This window comes from Pseudomonas sp. A125, assembly GCF_055409485.1.
Genome location: NZ_JBUZVP010000034.1, coordinates 26,110 through 46,129 on the forward strand (window position 1 = coordinate 26,110; position 20,020 = coordinate 46,129).

Here is a 20,020-nt window from a genome sequence, read left to right on the forward strand (position 1 = left end):
TTTTATGTTGAGCAAAAAGATTCGCAATTTCCTGATATTCGCTGTCATCGCCGCCGTATTCCTGGCGGTAGGCTACTGGAATATCAGCCCGGAGCGCTTCCTCGACAAGCCCGTCGCACAGGTGGACGAGAGCGCTATCGACTATTACGCCATTAACGCCCACAGCATCCAGTACCTGCCCGATGGCAAGGTCCAGTATGAAATGACCTCGGACAAGGTCGAACATCTGAAGGCATCCGAGGTCACGTTATTGACCAAGCCGGACATGAACCTGTATCGCGGCGCCGAATTCCCATGGCACGTCACCAGTGAGCGTGGCGAGGTCAACCCGGACGGCACCCAAGTGGAATTGATTGACTCGGTACGTGTAGCCCGCACCGACGCCAAGGACCGCGACACCATTATTACCAGCAGTCGCATGACCGTATTCCCACAGAAGCAATATGCGCAGACCGAGCAAGACGTTAGAATTGACGGCGCTGGCGGTGTATCGACTGGCAAGGGAATGAAAGCGTATTTGAAAGAAAGCAGGATACACCTGCTATCGAACGTAAGAGGACAGTATGAGGCTCGTTAAAACCCTCCCTATTTTGCTCGGCCTGGGCGCAGCACTGGGAAGCGTGAGCGCCTGGGCTCTGCCGAACGATAGCCAGCAACCGATCCATATCCAGGCCGATGACGCGCAACTGGATGACAAGAAAGGTATTGCGACCTACACCGGCGACGTGATCATCACTCAGGGCTCGATGAAAGTGACGGGTAATACCGTGACGCTGACTCGCACCCCGGCAGGCGATATCGACGTGGTCACCTCGGTTGGCAACCTGGCGTATTTCGAACAGCTGCAAAAAGTGGGCGACCCTACGCCAGTCAAAGGCTACGGCAAGACGATCCAGTACCATGCACAGCAAAATCGCATCGTACTGATCGACCAGGCCCGGGTGATCAATGACGGCAACACCACCGACGGCGAAAAAATCGTCTACGACACGGTGAAGCAGATTGCCCAGGCCGGTCGTGCCACCGGTTCCAAAATCGGCACGCCGAAGCCGCGCATCGACATGGTTATCCAGCCGAAGCCGAAACCGGCCGCAGCCCAGCCGGCGCCGAAACCCGACGCGAAGAAGGCGAATTAATGGCAACCCTGAAAGCCCAGCATCTGGCCAAGGCCTATAAAAGCCGGCAGGTCGTGCGCGACGTGAGCCTGTCGATCGACAGCGGGCAGATCGTCGGCTTGCTCGGCCCCAACGGTGCGGGCAAGACCACCTGCTTCTACATGATCGTGGGCCTGGTACAGGCCGATCAGGGCCGCGTGCTGATCGACGACCTGGACGTGAGCCACCAGCCCATGCACGGTCGCGCCCAAGCAGGCATTGGCTATCTCCCGCAGGAGGCGTCGATCTTCCGCAAACTGTCGGTTTCTGACAACATCATGGCCATCCTCGAGACCCGCAAGGAACTCGACCGCGCCGGGCGCAAGCAAGAGCTGGAAAGCCTGCTGCAGGAATTCCACATCAACCACATTCGCGACAACCTCGGCATGAGCCTGTCCGGCGGTGAGCGTCGTCGCGTGGAAATCGCCCGCGCCCTGGCCACTGCGCCGAAGTTCATCCTGCTGGACGAACCTTTCGCCGGTGTCGACCCGATCTCGGTCGGCGATATCAAGCAGATCATCCATCACCTCAAGGCCAAGGGCATCGGTGTATTGATCACCGACCACAATGTCCGCGAGACCCTCGATATCTGCGAAACCGCGTATATCGTCAACGATGGGCAACTGATTGCCGAAGGTGACTCGGCCACCATCCTGGCCAACGAACTGGTCAAGGAAGTGTATTTGGGTCACGAGTTCCGCCTGTAAACACGGTGGTATCAGGCCATTCGCCATGGAGCGCGGGAGTCAATAAAAACCTCAGTATTTTTATTGTTACCGCGCTCTAGGCAAAGCCCCCGATATCAGGCATATAATTTGCTTATGTTTGGCGCTCACGCGCCCTGTCGTGGATGGCGCATTGCGCCGGCGAATAAGGTGTTAAGCCCCTGCCATGAAACCATCGCTAGTCCTGAGAATGGGCCAGCAGCTGACGATGACACCTCAGCTGCAACAGGCCATCCGCCTGCTCCAATTGTCGACCCTGGACCTGCAACAGGAAATCCAGGAGGCCCTGGAGTCCAATCCGATGCTCGAACGCCAGGAAGAAGGCGACGACTTCGATAATGCAGACCCGCTTGCCGACAACATCGAGCAAAAACCCAACCCCGACGTACAGGAAACCTCCTACCAGGAAACCGCCCCCACGGTGGACAACCTTGAGGAAGGTGAATGGAACGAACGCATTCCCAACGAACTTCCCGTCGACACCGCCTGGGAAGACGTCTACCAGACCAGCGCCAGCAGCCTGCCCAGCAATGATGATGACGAGTGGGACTTCACTACCCGAACCTCCGCCGGCGAGAGCCTGCAGAGCCATCTGCTCTGGCAACTGAACCTGGCACCGATGTCTGACACCGATCGACTGATCGCTGTGACCCTGATCGACTGCATCAACAATCAGGGCTACCTGGACGAGTCCCTTGAGGAGATCCTCGAGGCCTTCGACCCGGAACTGGACATCGAACTGGACGAAATCGAAGCCGTCCTGCACCGCATCCAGCAGTTCGAGCCCGCCGGTATCGGCGCGCGCACCCTGAGCGAATGCCTGCTGCTGCAACTGCGCCAATTGCCAGCCAAGACCCCTTGGCTGGCCGAGGCGCAGCGCCTGGTCACCGACTACATCGACCTGCTCGGCAGCCGCGACTACAGCCAGCTGATGCGCCGCATGAAGCTCAAGGAAGATGACCTGCGCCAGATCATCGAGCTGGTGCAGAGCCTGAACCCGCGCCCTGGCTCGCAGATCGAGTCCAGCGAAGCCGAATATGTGGTGCCCGACGTGATCGTGCGCAAGGACAACGAGCGCTGGCTGGTGGAGTTGAACCAGGAATCGGTGCCGCGCCTGCGGGTCAACCCGCAATACGCAGGCTTTGTGCGCCGCGCCGACACCAGCGCCGACAACACCTTCATGCGTAACCAGTTGCAGGAAGCCCGCTGGTTCATCAAGAGCCTGCAAAGCCGCAACGAAACCCTGATGAAAGTCGCCACCCAGATCGTCGAACACCAGCGCGGTTTCCTGGAATACGGCGATGAAGCGATGAAGCCGCTGGTATTGCACGACATCGCCGAGGCGGTGGGCATGCACGAATCAACGATTTCCCGGGTAACCACACAAAAATTCATGCATACCCCACGGGGTATCTATGAGCTGAAATACTTTTTCTCCAGCCACGTCAGCACCTCCGAAGGCGGCGAATGCTCGTCCACGGCGATCCGCGCGATCATCAAAAAACTGGTTGCCGCGGAAAATCAGAAAAAGCCGTTGAGTGACAGCAAGATCGCTGGTTTACTGGAGGCACAAGGCATTCAGGTCGCCCGTCGAACCGTCGCCAAGTACCGCGAGTCCCTTGGGATCGCGCCTTCCAGCGAGCGTAAGCGTTTGATGTGACGGGCGGGCCATAGCGTTCCAGTGGCAGGCACCCCGGCCTGCCGCTTTATGCACTGGCAACGAAGGAGAAGCTGTATGCAAGTCAACATCAGTGGACACCATGTAGAAGTCACCCCTCCATTGCGCGAATACGTCGAGCAGAAGCTGAAACGACTTGAGGGTCATTTCGACAAGATCACCAATGTGCAGGTCATCATGAAGGTCGATAAGCTTCAGCAGAAAATCGAAGCGACCTTGCAGATACCCGGTGGCGAAGTGGTCGCCAATGCCGAGCATGAAGACATGTATGCATCGATCGATGCCTTGACTGACAAGCTTGACCGCCAACTTAAAAAGCATAAGGAAAAGCAGCAGAGCCTTCTTCAAGGCACCGGCCGCTAACACTCCCCACCCATGATTCGACTTGAAACCATCCTGACCCCCGGCCGTTCCCTCGTGAACGTGCCGGGCGGCAGTAAAAAGCGTGCCCTCGAACAAATTGCCAACCTGATCGGCCGCGAAGTGCCCGAGCTGGATACGCAAGCTGTGTACGAGGCTCTGATCGCCCGTGAAAAGCTCGGCTCGACCGGCTTTGGCAACGGAATCGCCATTCCTCACTGCCGCCTGCAAGGCTGTGAATCTCCAGTCAGCGCCCTGCTGCACCTGGATGCCCCAATCGATTTCGACGCCATCGATGGCGCCCCGGTCGACCTGCTGTTTGTACTGCTGGTCCCGCAAGCTGCCACCGATGCGCACCTGGAACTGCTTCGGCAGATCGCCAGCATGCTCGACCGCAAGGAAGTACGCGACAAACTGCGCAGCGCCTCCAGCAACGAGGCGCTCTATCAGGTCGTCCTGGATGAACAAAGCAGGCATTAATCATGCGTTTGATCATCGTCAGTGGCCGGTCCGGCTCAGGCAAAAGCACGGCCCTCAATGTTCTTGAGGACAACGGCTTCTATTGCATCGACAACCTGCCCGCCGGCCTGCTGCCGGAACTGGCGGAACGCGCACTGATTCACACTGAGCTCGCGCAACCACTGGTCGCTGTCTCGATCGACGCCCGAAACCTGCCCAGCCACCTCACACGCTTCCCTGAGCTGCTCGAAGAAGTGCGCGCCAAGCACATCCATTGCGATGTGCTGTACCTGGACGCCGACGAAGAGACCCTGCTCAAGCGCTTCTCCGAAACCCGTCGACGCCACCCTCTTAGCAGCCCGCATCGCTCGCTGGCCGAAGCCATCGAAGACGAGACCAAGCTGCTGGGGCCGATCATTGACCTGGCTGACCTCAAGATCAACACCACCAGCCTGAACCTGTATCAACTGCGTGATGCGATCAAGCTGCGCCTGCTGAACCAGCCAGAGCCGGGCACGGCGTTCCTCGTGGAGTCGTTTGGCTTCAAGCGTGGCATGCCGGTAGATGCCGACCTGGTGTTTGACGTGCGCTGCCTGCCCAACCCGTATTGGAAGCCGGAATTGCGCGATCAGTCCGGGCTGGACGAGCCTGTGGCCGAGTACCTGGCGGCGCAACCGGATGTGGAGGAGATGTTCCAGGACATCTCCAGCTACCTGCTCAAGTGGCTGCCGCGTTTTGCGGCCAGCAACCGGGCTTATGTCACCATCGCCATTGGCTGCACCGGCGGCCATCACCGTTCCGTCTACCTGACCGAACGCCTGGGCAAGGTGCTGCACCAAACCCTCAAGAACGTCCAGGTTCGCCACCGCGACCTCAGCTGAAAGGAACACCCCCGCGATGCCCGCTCTGGAAATTGAAATCATCAACAAGCTGGGCCTGCACGCCCGGGCCTCGGCCAAGTTCGTCGGCGTTGCCGGGCAGTTCCCTTGCCAGATCCGCGCCGGGCGCACCCCGGAATCCATGGTCGACGGCAAAAGCATCATGGCCATGATGATGCTGGCTGCGGGCAAGGGCACAAAGATTCATTTGAAGACCGAAGGCGAACAAGAGCAGGAAGCCCTGGATGCGCTGGTGGCGTTGATCAACAACTTCTTTGACGAAGGCGAGTAACACCCTCTGTAGGAGCCGGCTTGCCGGCGATTGGCCCACAAGTCTTGCACTGACCTCAGGAACGCCATCGCCGGCAAGCCGGCTCCTACAAGGAATTTGGCAGAGTTCCTAGCCCAACGCTGTATCCATCACCATCATCAAGCAAAACCCGATGCACAACCCGAGGCTGGCGAGCTTGTCATGGCCATTGCGCCGCGACTCGGGTATGACTTCGTGCGTCACCACCAACAGCATCGCCCCGGCAGCCAATGCCAACCCCAGCGGCAACAGCACCTGCGCCAGGCTCACCAGCCAGGCGCACAGCACCGCAAACACCGGCTCCACCAGGCCAGACGCCGCGCCAATCAGGAACGCCTTGACCCGCGACATCCCTGCCCCGGCCAGCACCAGCGCGATAACCAAACCCTCCGGCACATCCTGTAATGCAATGCCCATGGCCAGGCTGTCGGCATCGGGCATGCCGCCACCCGCCGAGACACCCACCGCCATGCCTTCAGGAATGTTGTGGGCAATGATGGCGAACACAAACAGCCAGATGCGCGGCGGTATCACCGGATGTTCCGCACTGCCCACCAGCATTTCCGGGCTGGCGCCGGAGACCTTGCGATCTACCAGGTACAACCCGAAAGCGCCTAGCATGATGCCGAAACTGATCAGGCCACTGGCGGCCCAGGGCGTCAGCCCCAGGCTTTCAGCCGCCGCGATACCCGGCACGATCAGCGAAAACGCAGTCGCCGCCAGCATCACCCCCGCACCAAAGCCGAGCAGCGTGTCACTCACCGCCAACGGCATCCGGCGAATTACCAGTACCGGCACGGCGCCCAAGGCGGTGCCAAGCGCGCAAATGGCACCACCCTGCAAGGCCCGCAGGATGCGTGGTTCCAGGTCAAGCCAGGCCAGCCCTTGGGCCACCAGCAATGCCGTTCCTGCCAATAGCAGCAGCGAGCCAAACGCATAACGAAACATCCGCACGCTGCTGATCGCCAGTGTTTCAGTGCCCATAGTCGGCCTTAGATCTTGTTATAGAGGAGTTTCAGCCCAGCGCAGCCTGGTAGCGTCCGGCAACTTCCGGCCAGTTGATGACGCTGTAGAACGCGTTGATGTATTCCGGACGCCGGTTCTGGTACAGCAGGTAGTAAGCGTGCTCCCAGACGTCCAGACCGAGGATTGGCGTGTTGCCGTTCATCAGCGGGCTGTCCTGGTTGCCGCTGCTCTCCACCACCAGGGTCTTTTGTGGGGTAACGCTCAACCACGCCCAGCCACTGCCGAACCGGGTCAATGCGGCTTTGGTGAATGCCTCCTTGAAGGCGTCGAAACCACCCAATTGTTCGTCGATGGCTTTACCCAGCGCACCCTCTGGCTTGCCGCCGCCCTTGGGCGACATCACGGCCCAGAACAACGAGTGGTTGGCGTGGCCGCCGCCCTGGTTGATCACCGCCGCCCGGAGTTTTTCCGGCAGTTGCTGCACGCTGGACACCAACTTCTCCACCGGCCACCCGGCAAACTCGGTGCCTTCGACGGCCGCGTTGAGGTTGTTGATATAGGTCTGGTGGTGCTTGGTGTAGTGGATCTCCATGGTTTGCGCATCGATATGCGGTTCAAGGGCGTCGTAGGCGTAAGGCAAGGCCGGCAAGGTGTAGGACATATCAATGAGCTCCATAAAAAGGGCTGTTGCGGGTCGACGCATCCGAGGGCGCCACGTTGCTGCCCAGCAGGCGGTGGGTACGCGGGTACTCACCGTGATCGCTGATGAAATTCAGCAGTTCGACGTAGGTCTTGCTGCTCTGGCGCAGGGCCGCCTCGCGCAATAGCGGGTTAAGGCGGGTGTCCTGCAGGGTCTGCAGCAGGCGCTGGTGAATGGCACAGAGGTATTCCGCGCTTTCCTCCGGCTGGTTAAGGCGCAGGTGCAGGTCTGCCAGGTTGTGATGGGAAATGACGCAAGCCGCCACCGCTTCGTCGGCATCCGCCCAACGCTCAAACAACACTTGAGCCAGGGCCAGGGCTTGCAGGTAGGCCTCGCGGGCATCTACCAGCTCGCCTGCCATAAAGCAGCGATTGGCCCGTTCGATCGTGCGTTTCCAGTGCTCCATGGTGAGCCTCCAAAGCAGGGTCGGTGATTACACGCCGCCGGCCGTGAGCTTTTCCGGATCCAGCAGGGTTTCCAGTTGGCTGCGGGGCAAGTCGGTGTGTTCGAGCGCCACGTCAATTACCGGGCGGCCCTGTTGATAGGCCTTCTTGGCGATTTCGGCGGCCTTTTGGTAACCAATGATCGGGTTGAGTGCGGTCACCAGGATCGGGTTGCGTGAGAGCGCTTCCTTGAGCTTGGCTTCGTTGACCTTGAAGCTGGCGATGGCCTTGTCGGCCAGCAGGCGGCTGGAGTTGGCCAGCAATTCCAGGCTGTTGAGCAGGTTCTGGGCGATGATCGGCAACATCACGTTGAGTTCGAAATTGCCGGACTGGCCGGCGATGGTGATCACCGTGTCATTGCCGATGACTTGTGCGGCAACCATCGCGGTGGCTTCCGGAATCACCGGGTTGACCTTGCCCGGCATGATCGAGGAGCCCGGCTGCAGGCCTTCCAGTTCGATTTCACCGAGGCCGGCCAGCGGGCCGGAGTTCATCCAGCGCAGGTCGTTGGCGATTTTCATCAAGGACACGGCGGTGGTCTTGAGCTGCCCGGAGACCGCGACGGCAGTGTCCTGGGAGCCAATCAGCGCAAACAGATTCTTGCCGGGCGTGAACTGAACCTGGGTCAGGTTGCTCAGTTGTTGGCTGAAGCGCGCCGCAAACTCAGGATGCGCATTGATCCCGGTGCCGACGGCCGTGCCGCCCTGCGCCAGCGCCTGCAAGCTCGGCAGCAGGTCTTGCAGGTGGCCGATATTCGCCTTGAGCTGCTGGGCCCAGCCGTTGAGTACCTGGCTCATGCGCACCGGCATGGCGTCCATCAGGTGCGTGCGGCCGGTCTTGACGAAGCGGTGCACCTCTTCAGCCTTGTGCTCGATCACCTGCACCAAGTGCAGCAATGCCGGCAGGGTCTGTTCATGCAGCACCAGCGCCGCGCTCACATGAATGGTGGTCGGAATGATGTCGTTGCTGCTCTGGCCGCAATTGACGTGGTCATTGGGGTTGACCGGCTCACCCAGCAAACGGCTGGCGAGGGTCGCAATCACTTCGTTGGCGTTCATGTTGGAGCTGGTGCCGGAACCGGTCTGGAAGATATCCACCGGGAAGTGCTGCATGAAGTCGCCTTCCAGCAAACCCTGGGCAGCATCGACGATGGCCTTGCCTTGGGCTTCACTCAGTTGTTTGAGCTCAACGTTGGCCTTGGCGGCGGCCGCCTTGGCCAGGATCAGCGCACGGATGAACTGCGCCGGCATGCGCTGGTGGCTGATGGGAAAGTTGTTCACCGCACGCTGGGTTTGCGCGCCATACAAGGCCTCGGCGGGCACTTGCAGTTCGCCCATGCTGTCGCGTTCGATACGGGTGTTACTCATCGGAAGATCCTTGCACCAGGTCGGAGTGAGAAATCGATGGAAGCAATTCGCAGGTCGCCAATTGCCAGGCAAAGGTCTGCCAGCGCTTGAGGCGGCAGGCACAGTGAGAAAGTTTTTCCAGGTCACGCAACGGGCGCCAGGCCTGGTCCAGGCACATGGACCGCCAATGCCAGGGCAAGGCGATGTCGGAGGCGGTGTCGAGCAGCAGGCGAAATGAGGTTTCGCCGATGGTCCACGGATGGGTCGCAGTGCAACAGGCGAGGTACCGGCCTTCGGCCAGGTAATGTTCGATCAGGCGGGGCTCGTCGGGATCAAGGCCGCAGCGAATCTGACGACTCATCCAGCGCCAGCTTTCCAGGTAAGGATCCTCATGCAGGACAGAACTCATGATCCACGCTCATTCGGTAATGATATTTATTATTAAATGATATTGAGAATCAAAACAAGCGCCTGAGGTGATCACACGGAATTTCGGGCATAAAAAAGGCGCGCCACCCAATGGGTGGCGCGCCTTTTTTACAGCGTCTGTCGGCGGGTCAGCTGCCGGCGACGGTCATCTTCTCGATCAACACCGAACCGGTGCGGATGTTGCTGCGCAGTTCCAGGTCATTACCCACCGCGACAATCTGCTTGAACATGTCGCGCATGTTGCCGGCGATGGTCACTTCCTGCACGGCGAACTGGATTTCACCGTTTTCTACCCAGAAACCTGCCGCGCCACGGGAGTAATCGCCCGTGACCATGTTCAGGCCATGGCCCATCAACTCGGTAACCAGCAAGCCGCGGCCCATGCGTCGCAACAATGCCGCCTGGTCTTCGTCGCCATGGGTGATGAACAGGTTGTGCACCCCGCCCGAGTTGGCCGTGCTGGGTAGCCCAAGCTTGCGACCGGCGTAGGTGCCCAACACGTAGGACACCAGCTCACCGTTCTCGACGAACGGCTTGGCGTAGGTCGCCAGGCCATCACCGTCAAACGACGAACTGCCCATGGCGCCCATCAGGTGCGGGCGCTCATCGATGGTCAGCCACTCCGGGAACAGCTTCTGGCCGATCGCGCCTTCCAGGAACGACGACTTGCGGTACAAATTGCCGCCGGAAATCGCCCCGAGGAAGCTGCCGAACAAACCGCCGGCCAGTTCTGCCGAGAACAATACTGGCACTTCGCAGGTCGGCACCGGGCGCGCGCCCAGGCGGCTGGCCGCACGCTGCGCGGCACGTTGGCCGATAAGTACCGGGTCCATCAGTAAATCGCCCTGGCGGTTAACGTCGTACCAGTAATCACGCTGCATCTGGCCGTTGGCTTCGGCGATCATCACGCAGCTCAGGCTGTGACGTGTCGAGGCATAACCGCCGATAAAGCCGTGGCTGTTGCCATACACGCGGCAACCCTGATGGCTGCTCAAGGTGGTGCCATCAGCGTTCTTGATCCGGCTGTCGGCATCAAATGCCGCCGCTTCACAGGTCAGCGCTTGCTCAATGGCCTGCTCCGGGGTGATGTCCCAGGCATGAAACAGGTCAAAATCCTTCAAGTCACGAGCCATCAAGGCCGCATCGGCCAGGCCCGAGCTTTCGTCTTCAGAGGTGTGCTTGGCAATCGCCAGTGCGGCGGCGACGGTTTCACGAATCGCGTCCGGGCCACTGGCGGAGGTGCTGGCAGAACCTTTGCGCTGGCCCACATACAACGTGATGCCAAACCCCTGGTCGCGGTTGAACTCGACGGTTTCCACTTCCCGCTGACGCACCGATGTCGACAACCCCTGCTCCAGGGACACCGCCACTTCACAGGCACTGGCCCCCTGGCGCTTGGCCTCGGCAATGATCTGCTCGACTTGTTCCTGCAGTGCCGGTAACGCTTGCGGACCGACGCTTTGGGCTGCACTCATGGTTTTCTCCACTCAAATTCTGCTTTCGGTTAAGGCCTTCGAGCGACCGGGCCGGACAAGCGGCCCCCGACTGGTTATCATGGCGGCGTTTCTTTGCGGACTGCCACCATGGTTGATTCTTACGACGACTCCCTCGATGGGGAGAAAAGCAAATCTCAGGTCAAACGCGAGCTGCATGCTCTGGTTGACCTCGGCGAGCGCCTTACAACACTCAAGCCTGACTTGTGTGCAAAACTGCCATTGACCGACGCCCTGCGCCGGGCTCTGAACGATGCGCCCAAGCACACCGCGAATATCGCGCGTAAACGGCACCTTATGTTTATCGGCAAACTGATGCGCGACCAGGACACTGACGCCATTCTGACCTTGCTCGATCAACTCGATGCCTCCACTCGCCAGTACAACGAGCGCTTCCATAACCTGGAACGCTGGCGTGATCGCCTGATCGCCGGCGATGACGCGGTACTGGAGAAGTTCGTCATCGAGTACCCGGATGCCGATCGCCAACAATTGCGCTCCCTGATCCGTCAGGCCCAGCACGAACTGGCGCAAAGCAAGCCACCGGCCTCCAGCCGAAAAATCTTCAAGTACATCCGTGAGCTGGACGATAGTCAACGCGGCCTGCGCTGACCCTCTTCCCCGGGTGGCGACCTTCGCCACCCGAAGCTCCCGCTCCTACGACCCCGTGCCACCCACGGTGATCGCATCAATTTTCAAGGTTGGCTGGCCAACACCCACCGGCACCGACTGCCCATCTTTCCCGCACGTGCCTACGCCGCTGTCCAGCGACAGGTCGTTACCGACCATCGATACCTTGCTCATGGCTTCCGGGCCATTGCCAATCAACGTTGCACCCTTGACCGGCGCGGTGATCTTGCCGTCTTCGATCAAGTACGCTTCGCTGGTGGAAAACACAAACTTGCCGCTGGTGATGTCCACCTGCCCGCCGCCGAGGTTGGCGCAGTAGATACCGCGCTTCACCGAAGCGATGATTTCGGCCGGGTCGCTTTCGCCGCCCAGCATGTAGGTGTTGGTCATGCGCGGCATCGGCAGGTGCGCGTAGGACTCGCGACGCCCGTTACCGGTACGCGCCACACCCATCAGGCGGGCGTTAAGCTTGTCTTGCATGTAGCCCTTGAGCACACCGTTTTCGATCAGCGTGGTGCACTCGGTGGGCGTGCCTTCGTCATCGACGCTCAATGAACCGCGACGCCCGGCCAGGGTACCGTCATCGACGATGGTGCAGAGCTTGGACGCAACCATCTCGCCCATGCGCCCGCTGTAGGCGGAACTGCCCTTGCGGTTGAAGTCACCTTCCAGGCCGTGGCCCACCGCTTCATGCAGCAATACGCCAGACCAGCCGGAACCCAGCACCACCGGCAACGTACCGGCCGGCGCCGGAATCGCTTCCAGGTTGACCAGCGCCTGGCGCAGCGCTTCACGGGCATAACCCATGGCGCGGTCTTCGGTGAGGAAATAACGGTAGTCGGTACGCCCGCCGCCGCCATGGCCACCGCGCTCGCGGCGGCCGTTCTGCTCAACGATGACGCTGACGTTGAACCGCACCAGTGGCCGCACATCCGCCGCCAGGCCGCCATCGGTGGAGGCTACGAGAATGCGCTCCCACACACCGGCCATGCTCACGGTGACTTGCTGGATACGCGGGTCCAGGGCGCGGGTTGCCGCGTCCACGCGCTTGAGCAGCTCGACCTTTTCGGCACGGCTGATCACTTCCAGCGGGTTATCCGGGGCATACAACTGGGCCACGTCCTGGGTGCTGAACGCCTGCACCGTGCCGTTTTGGCCGGCACGAGAGATCGAACGGGCGGCGCGAGCCGCCAGGCCCAAGGCCTCCAGGGTGATGGCGTTGCTGTAGGCAAAACCGGTTTTTTCTCCGGACTGTGCCCGCACGCCCACGCCTTGGTCGAGGTTGAAACTGCCTTCCTTGACGATCCCGTCTTCCAGGGCCCAGGACTCGGAAATCTGCCCCTGGAAATACAGGTCGGCAGCATCGATGCCTGGCCCGGCCAGATCGCCGAGGACCGCTTGCAAGCTTTCGATGGTCACGCCACCGGGCGCCAGGAGGTGTTCACTGACTGAGGACAACAACTCGCTCATAGGTTTGGCCTTAAATTCATCGTTCTGAAGCAGGTCGCTGCGCGCCCTGCGAGAAAAAGCGCCGGTGGCCCGCCACCGGCATGCGCGCCCGTATGGACGCCTGTTCACTGCTATCGCGTTCGGCCAGCAACACCGCCTCGCCTTGATCTTGTTGTGCCAGCACGCGCCCCCATGGGTCGATGATCGCTGCATGCCCGAAGGTTTCCCGTGGCCCTGGATGCACACCACCCTGGGCGGCCGCCAGCAGGTAGCACTGGGTCTCGATGGCCCGCGCACGAATCAGCACATCCCAGTGCGCGGCGCCCGTCACCGCCGTAAAGGCCGAGGGCGCGGTGATCAGTTCGGCCCCTGCAGCGCGCAATTCGCTGTACAGCTCCGGGAAGCGCAAGTCGTAGCACACCGTCAGCCCCAGGCGGCCCACCGGGGTATCCGCCACCACCACCTGGCTACCATGAGCATAGTCATCGGATTCACGATAACGGCCCCGGGCATCGGCCACGTCGACATCGAACAGGTGCAGCTTGTCGTAACGGGCAACGATTTCGCCCTGATCATCGATCAGCAACGAGCAGGCGTTGGGCTTGGCGTTGGGTTGGTCCTTAGGAGGCAACGGCAACGTGCCGGCCACTATCCATAAGGTGAGGTCGCGGGCGGTCTGTTTCAACCATGGCAGGATAGGACCTTCGCCCAAAGCCTCGGCGCGACCAATATCGGCCACGTCGCGACGGCCCATGGCGGCGAAGTTTTCCGGGAGTACGGCAAGCCTGGCACCGCCCGCCGCCGCTTGCTCCAGCAGGCGCCGGGCCTGGGCCAGGTTGGCCAGCACATCGCTTTGGCTGACCATTTGAATTACCGCAAAGGACATGGGCCCACACTCCATAAAAAGCATGAGGCCATGCTACTCCACAGGTACTCAGTTTGGCTTTTCAAATGGCTTGTCGAAGGTGATTTTCGGATCCTTCCAAGGGCCTTCTACCTTGTACTGCACGCTGGCGAAACGCGAAACGCGGTCACCAATCAACTTGTCGATCAAAAACAGCGCACCGCCAATCGCCGGCGCGCCGACGATCAGCGCGGCAATCGGCAAGTTGTTGGTGACCGGCAGCGTCACCAACAACTTGGCATCCACCCGATCAGCCACCAGGTCCAGGGTGCCATTGATCTCCAGGTTGCTCGACGGGCCCGTCATGGTGATCGGCTCACGGGTCACAAACACGCCATTGCTGGCCGCCAGCAAGCCCTTGACCCGGTCATAACTCAAGCCTTTGCCGAGCAGGTCCGAGAAGTCCAGGCGCAACCGGCGACCGATGGAGTTGAAGTTCAGCAAGCCAAACACCCGCAGTGCCTGGGCGCCGCCGTCCACTTCAACGAACTGGCCTTTGCGAAAGCTTGCGTCCAGGCTGCCGGAGAAGCGTTTTGGGCCGACCCAGGCCGGCGAGCCTGGCCAGCGTCCGTCCACATCCACGTGAAAATCTTCACTGGTCACGCTCGGCGCAAACCCCCAGCCCTTGAGCACGTCGCCAATGTTCTTGCCATCCAGGCGGCCCTTGTACCAACTGCTGCTGGCACCGGGAGCACCTTCCCAGCCACCGGCGCCCTGAAGCAACATGCCCTTGAGTCCCAAATTGAGACTGTTGAACGCCATGCCTTTGGTGGTTGGCCGCACTTTCAACGACCACGCACCTATCAGGTCAGGGCCCTGGAACAACTGGTTGATCGAGATATCCAGCGCCGGAATGTCTTTGGGATCGACATCAGCCAACGGGTCCGGCGCATTTTCATCCGCCTGCACCGTCGGGTCCACCGCAGGTAACTTCACGTACTGCAAGTTGATCGCAATCGGCGCGCCCTTGGCATCCGGTAGCCCCACGGTACCCTTGGCCTGCTGGCTGTCGAACTGCAAGCCCCAGGCGGCGGGTTTGCGATCCAGTTGCAAGTTGACCTGGTCAAACTGGGTGCCGAAGCCGGTCAGCTTGCCAACCTTGAAGTCGGCCCCGCTCAACAGCTGCTTGGCACTGCCGCCCGGGTCGTTGCCGGCGTAGCGGTCCACGAGTTTTTTCCAGGGGTCGATGTCCAGCTCCGACAACACACCACGAATACGCAAGCCTTTGCTGGCCGGCAACACGGCATCGCCATCGCCCAGGAACAGTTCGCCACGACCATCGGCAAAATTGTCAGCCGGGGCGGCGAAGGTGAAGCTGCCCAACTCGCCATAATCAAACCAGTAGCGGCGCTCCTTGCCCTGCAGGGTCATGCGGAACACGCTGTCTCGGCCCTGGCTCGCCGGCATGCCGAACGGTGCCGGGAGGTCCACAGCCACGCCCTTGAGGTTGGAACTGACCATTAGCTGGCTGTCGGCGCCGTCAAGGTTCAGCTGCAATTGGTAGGGGATATCACCCGACACCGGCAGCGGCTGGCTGACCTTCAGCCAGTCGGTCAGCCGCTTGACGCTGACCTGGCCTTTGGCAGTGACGCGGGTATTGAGATCGCCCTGTTTGCCATCGGCAAAAATCTGCGCGGTAATCGGCCGGTCGAAGGCCTGCGCGCTGATGTTCTGGCCACTCAGGCCCTTGGCGCTGTCGAAGCGGAAGTCACCCTTGAGTTGGCTCAGGTCCAGCGTCGGCTCGGCCAGTTGCAGGCGTGCCTTGTCGGTCTTGAAGTCCACCACAATCTTGGGGTCGGCGCCCTTGGCCAGGGGAATATCCAGGTCGAGCTTGCCTTGCAGGTCACCGTCACCTTTCCAGCCGGCGAAGGTCGAGGCCGTGCCGATCGGTGCTTCCTGAAGGATTTTCAGGCCATCGCCCAGGCCACCGGCGAAATTACCGGTGAGCAGCAGGTGGCTGTCCTTGCCTTCGGGGGCATGGGGAATGTTGACGTAGATGTCATTGACCTTGGTGTCGAGCAACTGGCCCTTGCTGGCCAGGATACGCACGCCGCTCTCCTCCACAAACACTTCACCCTTGACCTTACTCACGTGCGGCCAGCCCGGCTGGAACGCCAACTCGGCGTCATGCACCTTGAAGAACAGGCTGATATTGCGCGAAGCAGGCAACGCGTCGTGGTTCAGCGAGCCCTGGTACTGGAAGAAGCCCTCGTCCACGGCGCCCTTGAGAATTGCGGTGCGCAGCCATTCATCGAGTGCCGGGCTCAAGACCGCCGGCAGGTATTTGGGGGTGAAGCGGCCATCGCCATCGACCATACCGACCCGCAGGTCCATATAGTCTTCCTGGCTATGGTCGAAATGCAGACGAATCAGGAAGTCGGCCGCAACCTTGCCCTCCTCACCCAGTACCTTGATGTACGGTGCAATGAGGGTGAAGCCTTCCTTATCCAGCTTCCATGTCAGGCGGGCATTGGCCTGAATGTACTGCCAGGGCTTGGCGAAAATCGGAAACAGGTGCAAGGAGAAGTCCTTGCTGTCCATGCGCAACTCGCCCTTGCCCAGGTCACCGCTGATGCTACCGCTGACATTACGCGCTGCCGGTGCGCCGAAGTAGGCATCAAAACCGATGCGGTCCAGGTTGGCCGCGAAGCTCACACGTTGGTCGGTGGTGTCTTGAGGGCGATAATCCAGCAATACATTACGCAGCGTGCCGGTGGCCTTCAGGTGATCCAGGGTAGTGGCGAATGCTTCCGGCAAGGGTGCCAGGGCATGCAGCAACGGCGTGATCGGCGTCAGGTCGAGGCGGTCGGCCTGCAGGTTCCAGACTTCCAGCGCCTTGTCGGTTGCCAGGGTTTGTTGCAGTTGCAGACGCGACTCCCAGCGGGTGTCACCGAGGTTCATCGCCAGCGAGTCAAACAGCACCTTGAGGCCATTGTCACTGCGTTGCAGGTACGCAGTAAGGGCCAGGTTTTCGATGTGCGTAGGTTTGCGGTCGGCATAGCTGCCCTTGAGTTGCGGCGCGTTGAGGCGCACGGCGGCGCTTTGCACGGTGCCCTTGGCCCAGGTCAGCCAGAATTCGCCGCCGGCCTTGAATTCGGTGAGCTTCCATTGTTGAGTCAGTTTCGCCGGGACCCACTTTGCCCAGTCGCTCTGGGGCAAGCTGAGGTAGGCCTGGATTTCGCCGTCCTTCCACTGGCTGGCACGGATTCGGGTGCGCAGGTTCAACGCCAGGGGCTGGCCGTCGGGCAAGGTCAGGCGCGCGTCGAGGCGCTGGCGGTTGGCACCGGCCTGCAGGCTCACGCCGACATAGGTCAAGGTCAGCGGCGCCTGGTCGAATGGTTGCAGCGTGACCTGGCTGTCGAGCAATGAGACTTGCCCGACCCGTTGCAGGTGCGTCAGCAGTTGTTCGGGATCCAGCGGCTGGTCATCCTGCACCGGCAGGCCTTGCAGCGCCCAATGGCCGTCCTGGTCTTCCTTCACACTGACTTGCAGGCCGCTGACTTCCAGATGGGCGATACGCACTTCACGCGCCAGCAGGCTGGCCCAGATGTCGGGCACCACTTGCACCTGGTCCAGGCGCAGGGCGCTGTTGCCCTCGCCGACCATCACGTCGTGAGCCATTAAAATCGGTGCAAAACCGCTCCAGCGCCCTTCCAGGCTGCCGATGCTCAGGGGCATATCCAGCGCCGCGCGGGCCTTGGCTTCGATTTCGCCACGGTATTCCGCCACCAGCGGCGTCAATTCACGGCCAAGGCTCACGTACACCGCTGCCAACACCAGCAGCAAGGCGCACAAGCCAAGGCCCCAGCGGGTCAATGCGGCAAAAAAGCGTATCAGACGCTCCATGTCAGGCGACCCTCAAAGGCAATAGTCGGACGGCAGATCAAGGCCTGCCCGTCTCGTTGATAAGAACTAACGCGAATCAGAGCAGCACCACGTCATATTGTTCCTGGGAATACATGGTTTCGACCTGGAAGCGAATGGTGCGCCCGATAAAAACTTCCAGCTCGGCCACGTTGCCGGACTCTTCATCCAGCAACCGGTCGACCACCTTCTGGTTGGCCAGCACTCTATAGCCCTCGGCCTGGTAGGCACGCGCCTCCCGCAGGATTTCCCGGAAAATTTCGTAGCAAACCGTTTCCGGGGTCTTCAACTTGCCGCGGCCCTGGCAACTGCTGCACGGCTCGCACAGTACCTGCTCCAGGCTTTCGCGGGTGCGCTTGCGGGTCATCTGCACCAGGCCCAGTTCGGTGATGCCGATGATGTTGGTCTTGGCGTGGTCGCGCTCCAGCTGCTTCTCCAGAGTACGCAGCACCTGGCGCTGGTGCTCTTCGTCTTCCATGTCGATGAAGTCGATGATGATGATCCCGCCCAGGTTGCGCAGGCGCAGTTGCCGGGCAATCGCGGTGGCCGCCTCGAGGTTGGTCTTGAAGATGGTTTCTTCGAGGTTGCGATGGCCCACGAAGGCGCCAGTATTGACGTCGATGGTACTCATGGCTTCCGCCGGGTCCACCACCAGGTAGCCGCCGGACTTGAGCGGCACTTTGCGCTCGAGGGCTTTCTGGATTTCGTCTTCGACGCCATACAGGTCGAAGATCGGGCGTTCACCGGGGTAGTGCTCCAGGCGGTCGGCAATTTCCGGCATCAGTTCGGAAACAAATTGCGTGGTGCGCTGGAAGGTTTCCCGCGAGTCGATGCGAATTTTCTCGATTTTCGGGCTGACCAGGTCGCGCAAGGTGCGCAGGGCCAGGCCGAGGTCTTCGTAGATCACGCTGGGCGCACCAATGGTCTTGATCTGCGCGCCGATCTGGTCCCAGAGGCGACGCAGGTAGCGGATGTCCATGAGGATTTCATCGGCACCGGCGCCTTCAGCGGCGGTACGCAGGATAAAACCGCCAGCCTCCTTGATGCCTTCCAGCGCCACGCAATCGCTGACTACCTTTTTCAGGCGTTCGCGCTCGCCTTCGTCTTCGATCTTCAGGGAGATGCCGACGTGGGCCGTGCGCGGCATGTACACCAGGTACCGTGAGGGAATCGACAGTTGCGTGGTCAGGCGCGCGCCCTTGGAGCCAATCGGGTCCTTGGTGACTTGCACCACCAGGCTTTGCCCTTCGTGCACCAGGGCACTGATGCTTTCAACCGCCGGGCCCTCGCGCAGGGAAATTTCCGAAGCATGGATAAACGCGGCGCGGTCCAGGCCGATGTCGACGAAAGCCGCCTGCATCCCCGGTAACACGCGCACGACCTTGCCTTTATAGATGTTGCCGACGATCCCGCGCTTTTGGGTGCGCTCCACGTGCACTTCTTGCAGAACACCGTTCTCTACCACCGCCACGCGCGATTCCATCGGCGTGATATTGATCAGAATCTCTTCACTCATGGCTGGGTCTCGTTCAGGCGTTTTCACAATAGTGACCGATCGCTTAAGGCTTGGCGCTGGAATACGGCGTTTAGCGCACGGTAAGGTTTTGCCAACAGGGTATGCCGAATTGGCCCAGCAGTTCTGCGGTTTCGCAGACAGGCAGGCCAACCACGGCGGAGTAGCTGCCATTGAGCCCGGCCACAAACACCGCTGCCAGGCCCTGGATAGCATAGCCGCCCGCTTTGTCCTGGGGCTCGCCGCTGTGCCAATAAGTGGTGGCTTCGCCCGCTGATATCTTGCGAAACCGCACGCGACTGCTGACCAGCCGCGTTTCGCAACGCTGGTCGTCAATCAGGGCGATGGCGGTAAGCACTTCGTGTTCACGGTCAGAAAGGGCCAGCAACATGGCCTGGGCGTCGGCCTGGTCCAGCGGTTTGCCGAGGATCTGGCCATCGAGGATGACTGCCGTGTCGGCGCCCAGCACACAGGCGCCAGCGGCATCGGCCAGGGCCGAGCGACCGGCCGCAGCCTTGCCGCGCGCCAGGCGTTCTACGTAGGACACGGGCGATTCGTTCGTAAGGGGAGTTTCATCAATTGCGGCGCTGACGACGGTGAACGGCACACCGATCTGTGTCAGCAGTTCACGCCGCCTCGGGGAGCCCGAGGCCAGGTAAAGCGAATTCATGCAGACTCTCCCTGTAGGGTTCGATAACCAGGCAGAGCCTCGCGATCCA

Annotated in this window: 20 protein-coding genes; 9 read left to right on the forward strand and 11 right to left on the reverse strand. The window is 60.8% G+C overall.

What is annotated here, in order from left to right:
• Positions 1–4: 4 nt before the first annotated feature.
• The 8 genes from lptC (at position 5) to ACZRN6_RS31210 (ending at position 5,546) form a co-directional block, all read left to right on the forward strand.
• Complete coding sequence (lptC, locus tag ACZRN6_RS31175; RefSeq protein WP_322147438.1) at positions 5–577, forward strand: LPS export ABC transporter periplasmic protein LptC; 573 nt, start codon at positions 5–7, stop codon at positions 575–577.
• Positions 564–1,136: a lipopolysaccharide transport periplasmic protein LptA gene (gene lptA / locus ACZRN6_RS31180; protein WP_464009640.1), complete on the forward strand. Its 573-nt coding sequence runs from the start codon at positions 564–566 to the stop codon at positions 1,134–1,136. Before lptC ends, lptA begins: the two co-directional genes overlap by 14 nt.
• A complete protein-coding gene (gene lptB, locus ACZRN6_RS31185; protein ID WP_088422736.1) occupies positions 1,136–1,861 on the forward strand; it encodes an LPS export ABC transporter ATP-binding protein in 726 nt (241 codons plus the stop codon). Before lptA ends, lptB begins: the two co-directional genes overlap by 1 nt.
• A 184-nt stretch (positions 1,862–2,045) precedes the next feature.
• Complete coding sequence (locus ACZRN6_RS31190; protein ID WP_322147440.1) at positions 2,046–3,539, forward strand: RNA polymerase factor sigma-54; 1,494 nt, start codon at positions 2,046–2,048, stop codon at positions 3,537–3,539.
• A gap of 75 nt (positions 3,540–3,614) precedes the next feature.
• Positions 3,615–3,920 carry a ribosome hibernation-promoting factor, HPF/YfiA family gene (gene hpf / locus ACZRN6_RS31195; RefSeq protein ID WP_017138237.1) on the forward strand — a complete coding sequence of 102 codons (306 nt, stop codon included), beginning with the start codon at positions 3,615–3,617 and terminating at the stop codon, positions 3,918–3,920.
• A gap of 12 nt (positions 3,921–3,932) precedes the next feature.
• Positions 3,933–4,397 (forward strand): PTS IIA-like nitrogen regulatory protein PtsN, encoded by a 465-nt coding sequence (gene ptsN, locus ACZRN6_RS31200; protein WP_322147441.1) that lies wholly within the window; start codon positions 3,933–3,935, stop codon positions 4,395–4,397.
• 2 nt (positions 4,398–4,399) lie between these two features.
• Positions 4,400–5,257, forward strand: a complete 858-nt coding sequence (gene rapZ / locus ACZRN6_RS31205) for an RNase adapter RapZ (protein ID WP_322147443.1) — start codon at positions 4,400–4,402, stop codon at positions 5,255–5,257.
• Between the two features lie 16 nt (positions 5,258–5,273).
• Entirely contained in the window at positions 5,274–5,546 is a 273-nt protein-coding gene (locus ACZRN6_RS31210; RefSeq protein ID WP_233319858.1) for an HPr family phosphocarrier protein, read from the forward strand.
• A gap of 108 nt (positions 5,547–5,654) precedes the next feature.
• On the opposite strand, the gene ACZRN6_RS31215 is transcribed toward ACZRN6_RS31210, so the two are convergent.
• The 6 genes from ACZRN6_RS31215 to pmbA form a co-directional block, all read right to left on the reverse strand.
• Entirely contained in the window at positions 5,655–6,548 is an 894-nt protein-coding gene (locus tag ACZRN6_RS31215) for a ZIP family metal transporter (protein ID WP_322147446.1), read from the reverse strand.
• 31 nt (positions 6,549–6,579) lie between these two features.
• Positions 6,580–7,191 (reverse strand): superoxide dismutase, encoded by a 612-nt coding sequence (locus ACZRN6_RS31220; RefSeq protein WP_322147447.1) that lies wholly within the window; start codon positions 7,189–7,191, stop codon positions 6,580–6,582.
• A 1-nt stretch (position 7,192) separates the two neighbouring features.
• Complete coding sequence (locus ACZRN6_RS31225) at positions 7,193–7,636, reverse strand: hypothetical protein (protein WP_322147448.1); 444 nt, start codon at positions 7,634–7,636, stop codon at positions 7,193–7,195.
• Between the two features lie 27 nt (positions 7,637–7,663).
• A complete protein-coding gene (locus tag ACZRN6_RS31230) occupies positions 7,664–9,040 on the reverse strand; it encodes a class II fumarate hydratase (protein WP_464009641.1) in 1,377 nt (458 codons plus the stop codon).
• Positions 9,033–9,428: a hypothetical protein gene (locus tag ACZRN6_RS31235; RefSeq protein WP_010170602.1), complete on the reverse strand. Its 396-nt coding sequence runs from the start codon at positions 9,426–9,428 to the stop codon at positions 9,033–9,035. Before ACZRN6_RS31235 ends, ACZRN6_RS31230 begins: the two co-directional genes overlap by 8 nt.
• A gap of 148 nt (positions 9,429–9,576) precedes the next feature.
• Positions 9,577–10,923, reverse strand: coding sequence for a metalloprotease PmbA (gene pmbA, locus ACZRN6_RS31240; protein WP_464009642.1), 1,347 nt, complete (start codon positions 10,921–10,923; stop codon positions 9,577–9,579).
• A 108-nt stretch (positions 10,924–11,031) separates the two neighbouring features.
• Between pmbA and yjgA the strand changes: the two genes are divergently transcribed.
• Entirely contained in the window at positions 11,032–11,553 is a 522-nt protein-coding gene (gene yjgA / locus ACZRN6_RS31245; RefSeq protein WP_003216092.1) for a ribosome biogenesis factor YjgA, read from the forward strand.
• A 45-nt stretch (positions 11,554–11,598) separates the two neighbouring features.
• Here the strand turns inward: yjgA and tldD are convergent, their stop codons facing one another.
• From tldD to ACZRN6_RS31270, 5 genes are all read right to left on the reverse strand, one after another.
• Entirely contained in the window at positions 11,599–13,041 is a 1,443-nt protein-coding gene (tldD, locus tag ACZRN6_RS31250; RefSeq protein ID WP_063027147.1) for a metalloprotease TldD, read from the reverse strand.
• Between the two features lie 16 nt (positions 13,042–13,057).
• Positions 13,058–13,906 (reverse strand): carbon-nitrogen hydrolase family protein, encoded by an 849-nt coding sequence (locus ACZRN6_RS31255; protein ID WP_322147451.1) that lies wholly within the window; start codon positions 13,904–13,906, stop codon positions 13,058–13,060.
• A 48-nt stretch (positions 13,907–13,954) separates the two neighbouring features.
• Complete coding sequence (locus ACZRN6_RS31260; RefSeq protein ID WP_464009643.1) at positions 13,955–17,770, reverse strand: YhdP family protein; 3,816 nt, start codon at positions 17,768–17,770, stop codon at positions 13,955–13,957.
• 76 nt (positions 17,771–17,846) lie between these two features.
• The gene (rng, locus tag ACZRN6_RS31265; RefSeq protein WP_464009644.1) at positions 17,847–19,304 is read right to left on the reverse strand and encodes a ribonuclease G; all 1,458 of its coding nucleotides are present in this window, start codon (positions 19,302–19,304) and stop codon (positions 17,847–17,849) included.
• Between the two features lie 70 nt (positions 19,305–19,374).
• Entirely contained in the window at positions 19,375–19,971 is a 597-nt protein-coding gene (locus tag ACZRN6_RS31270) for a Maf family protein (RefSeq protein ID WP_464009645.1), read from the reverse strand.
• Positions 19,972–20,020: the final 49 nt, after the last annotated feature.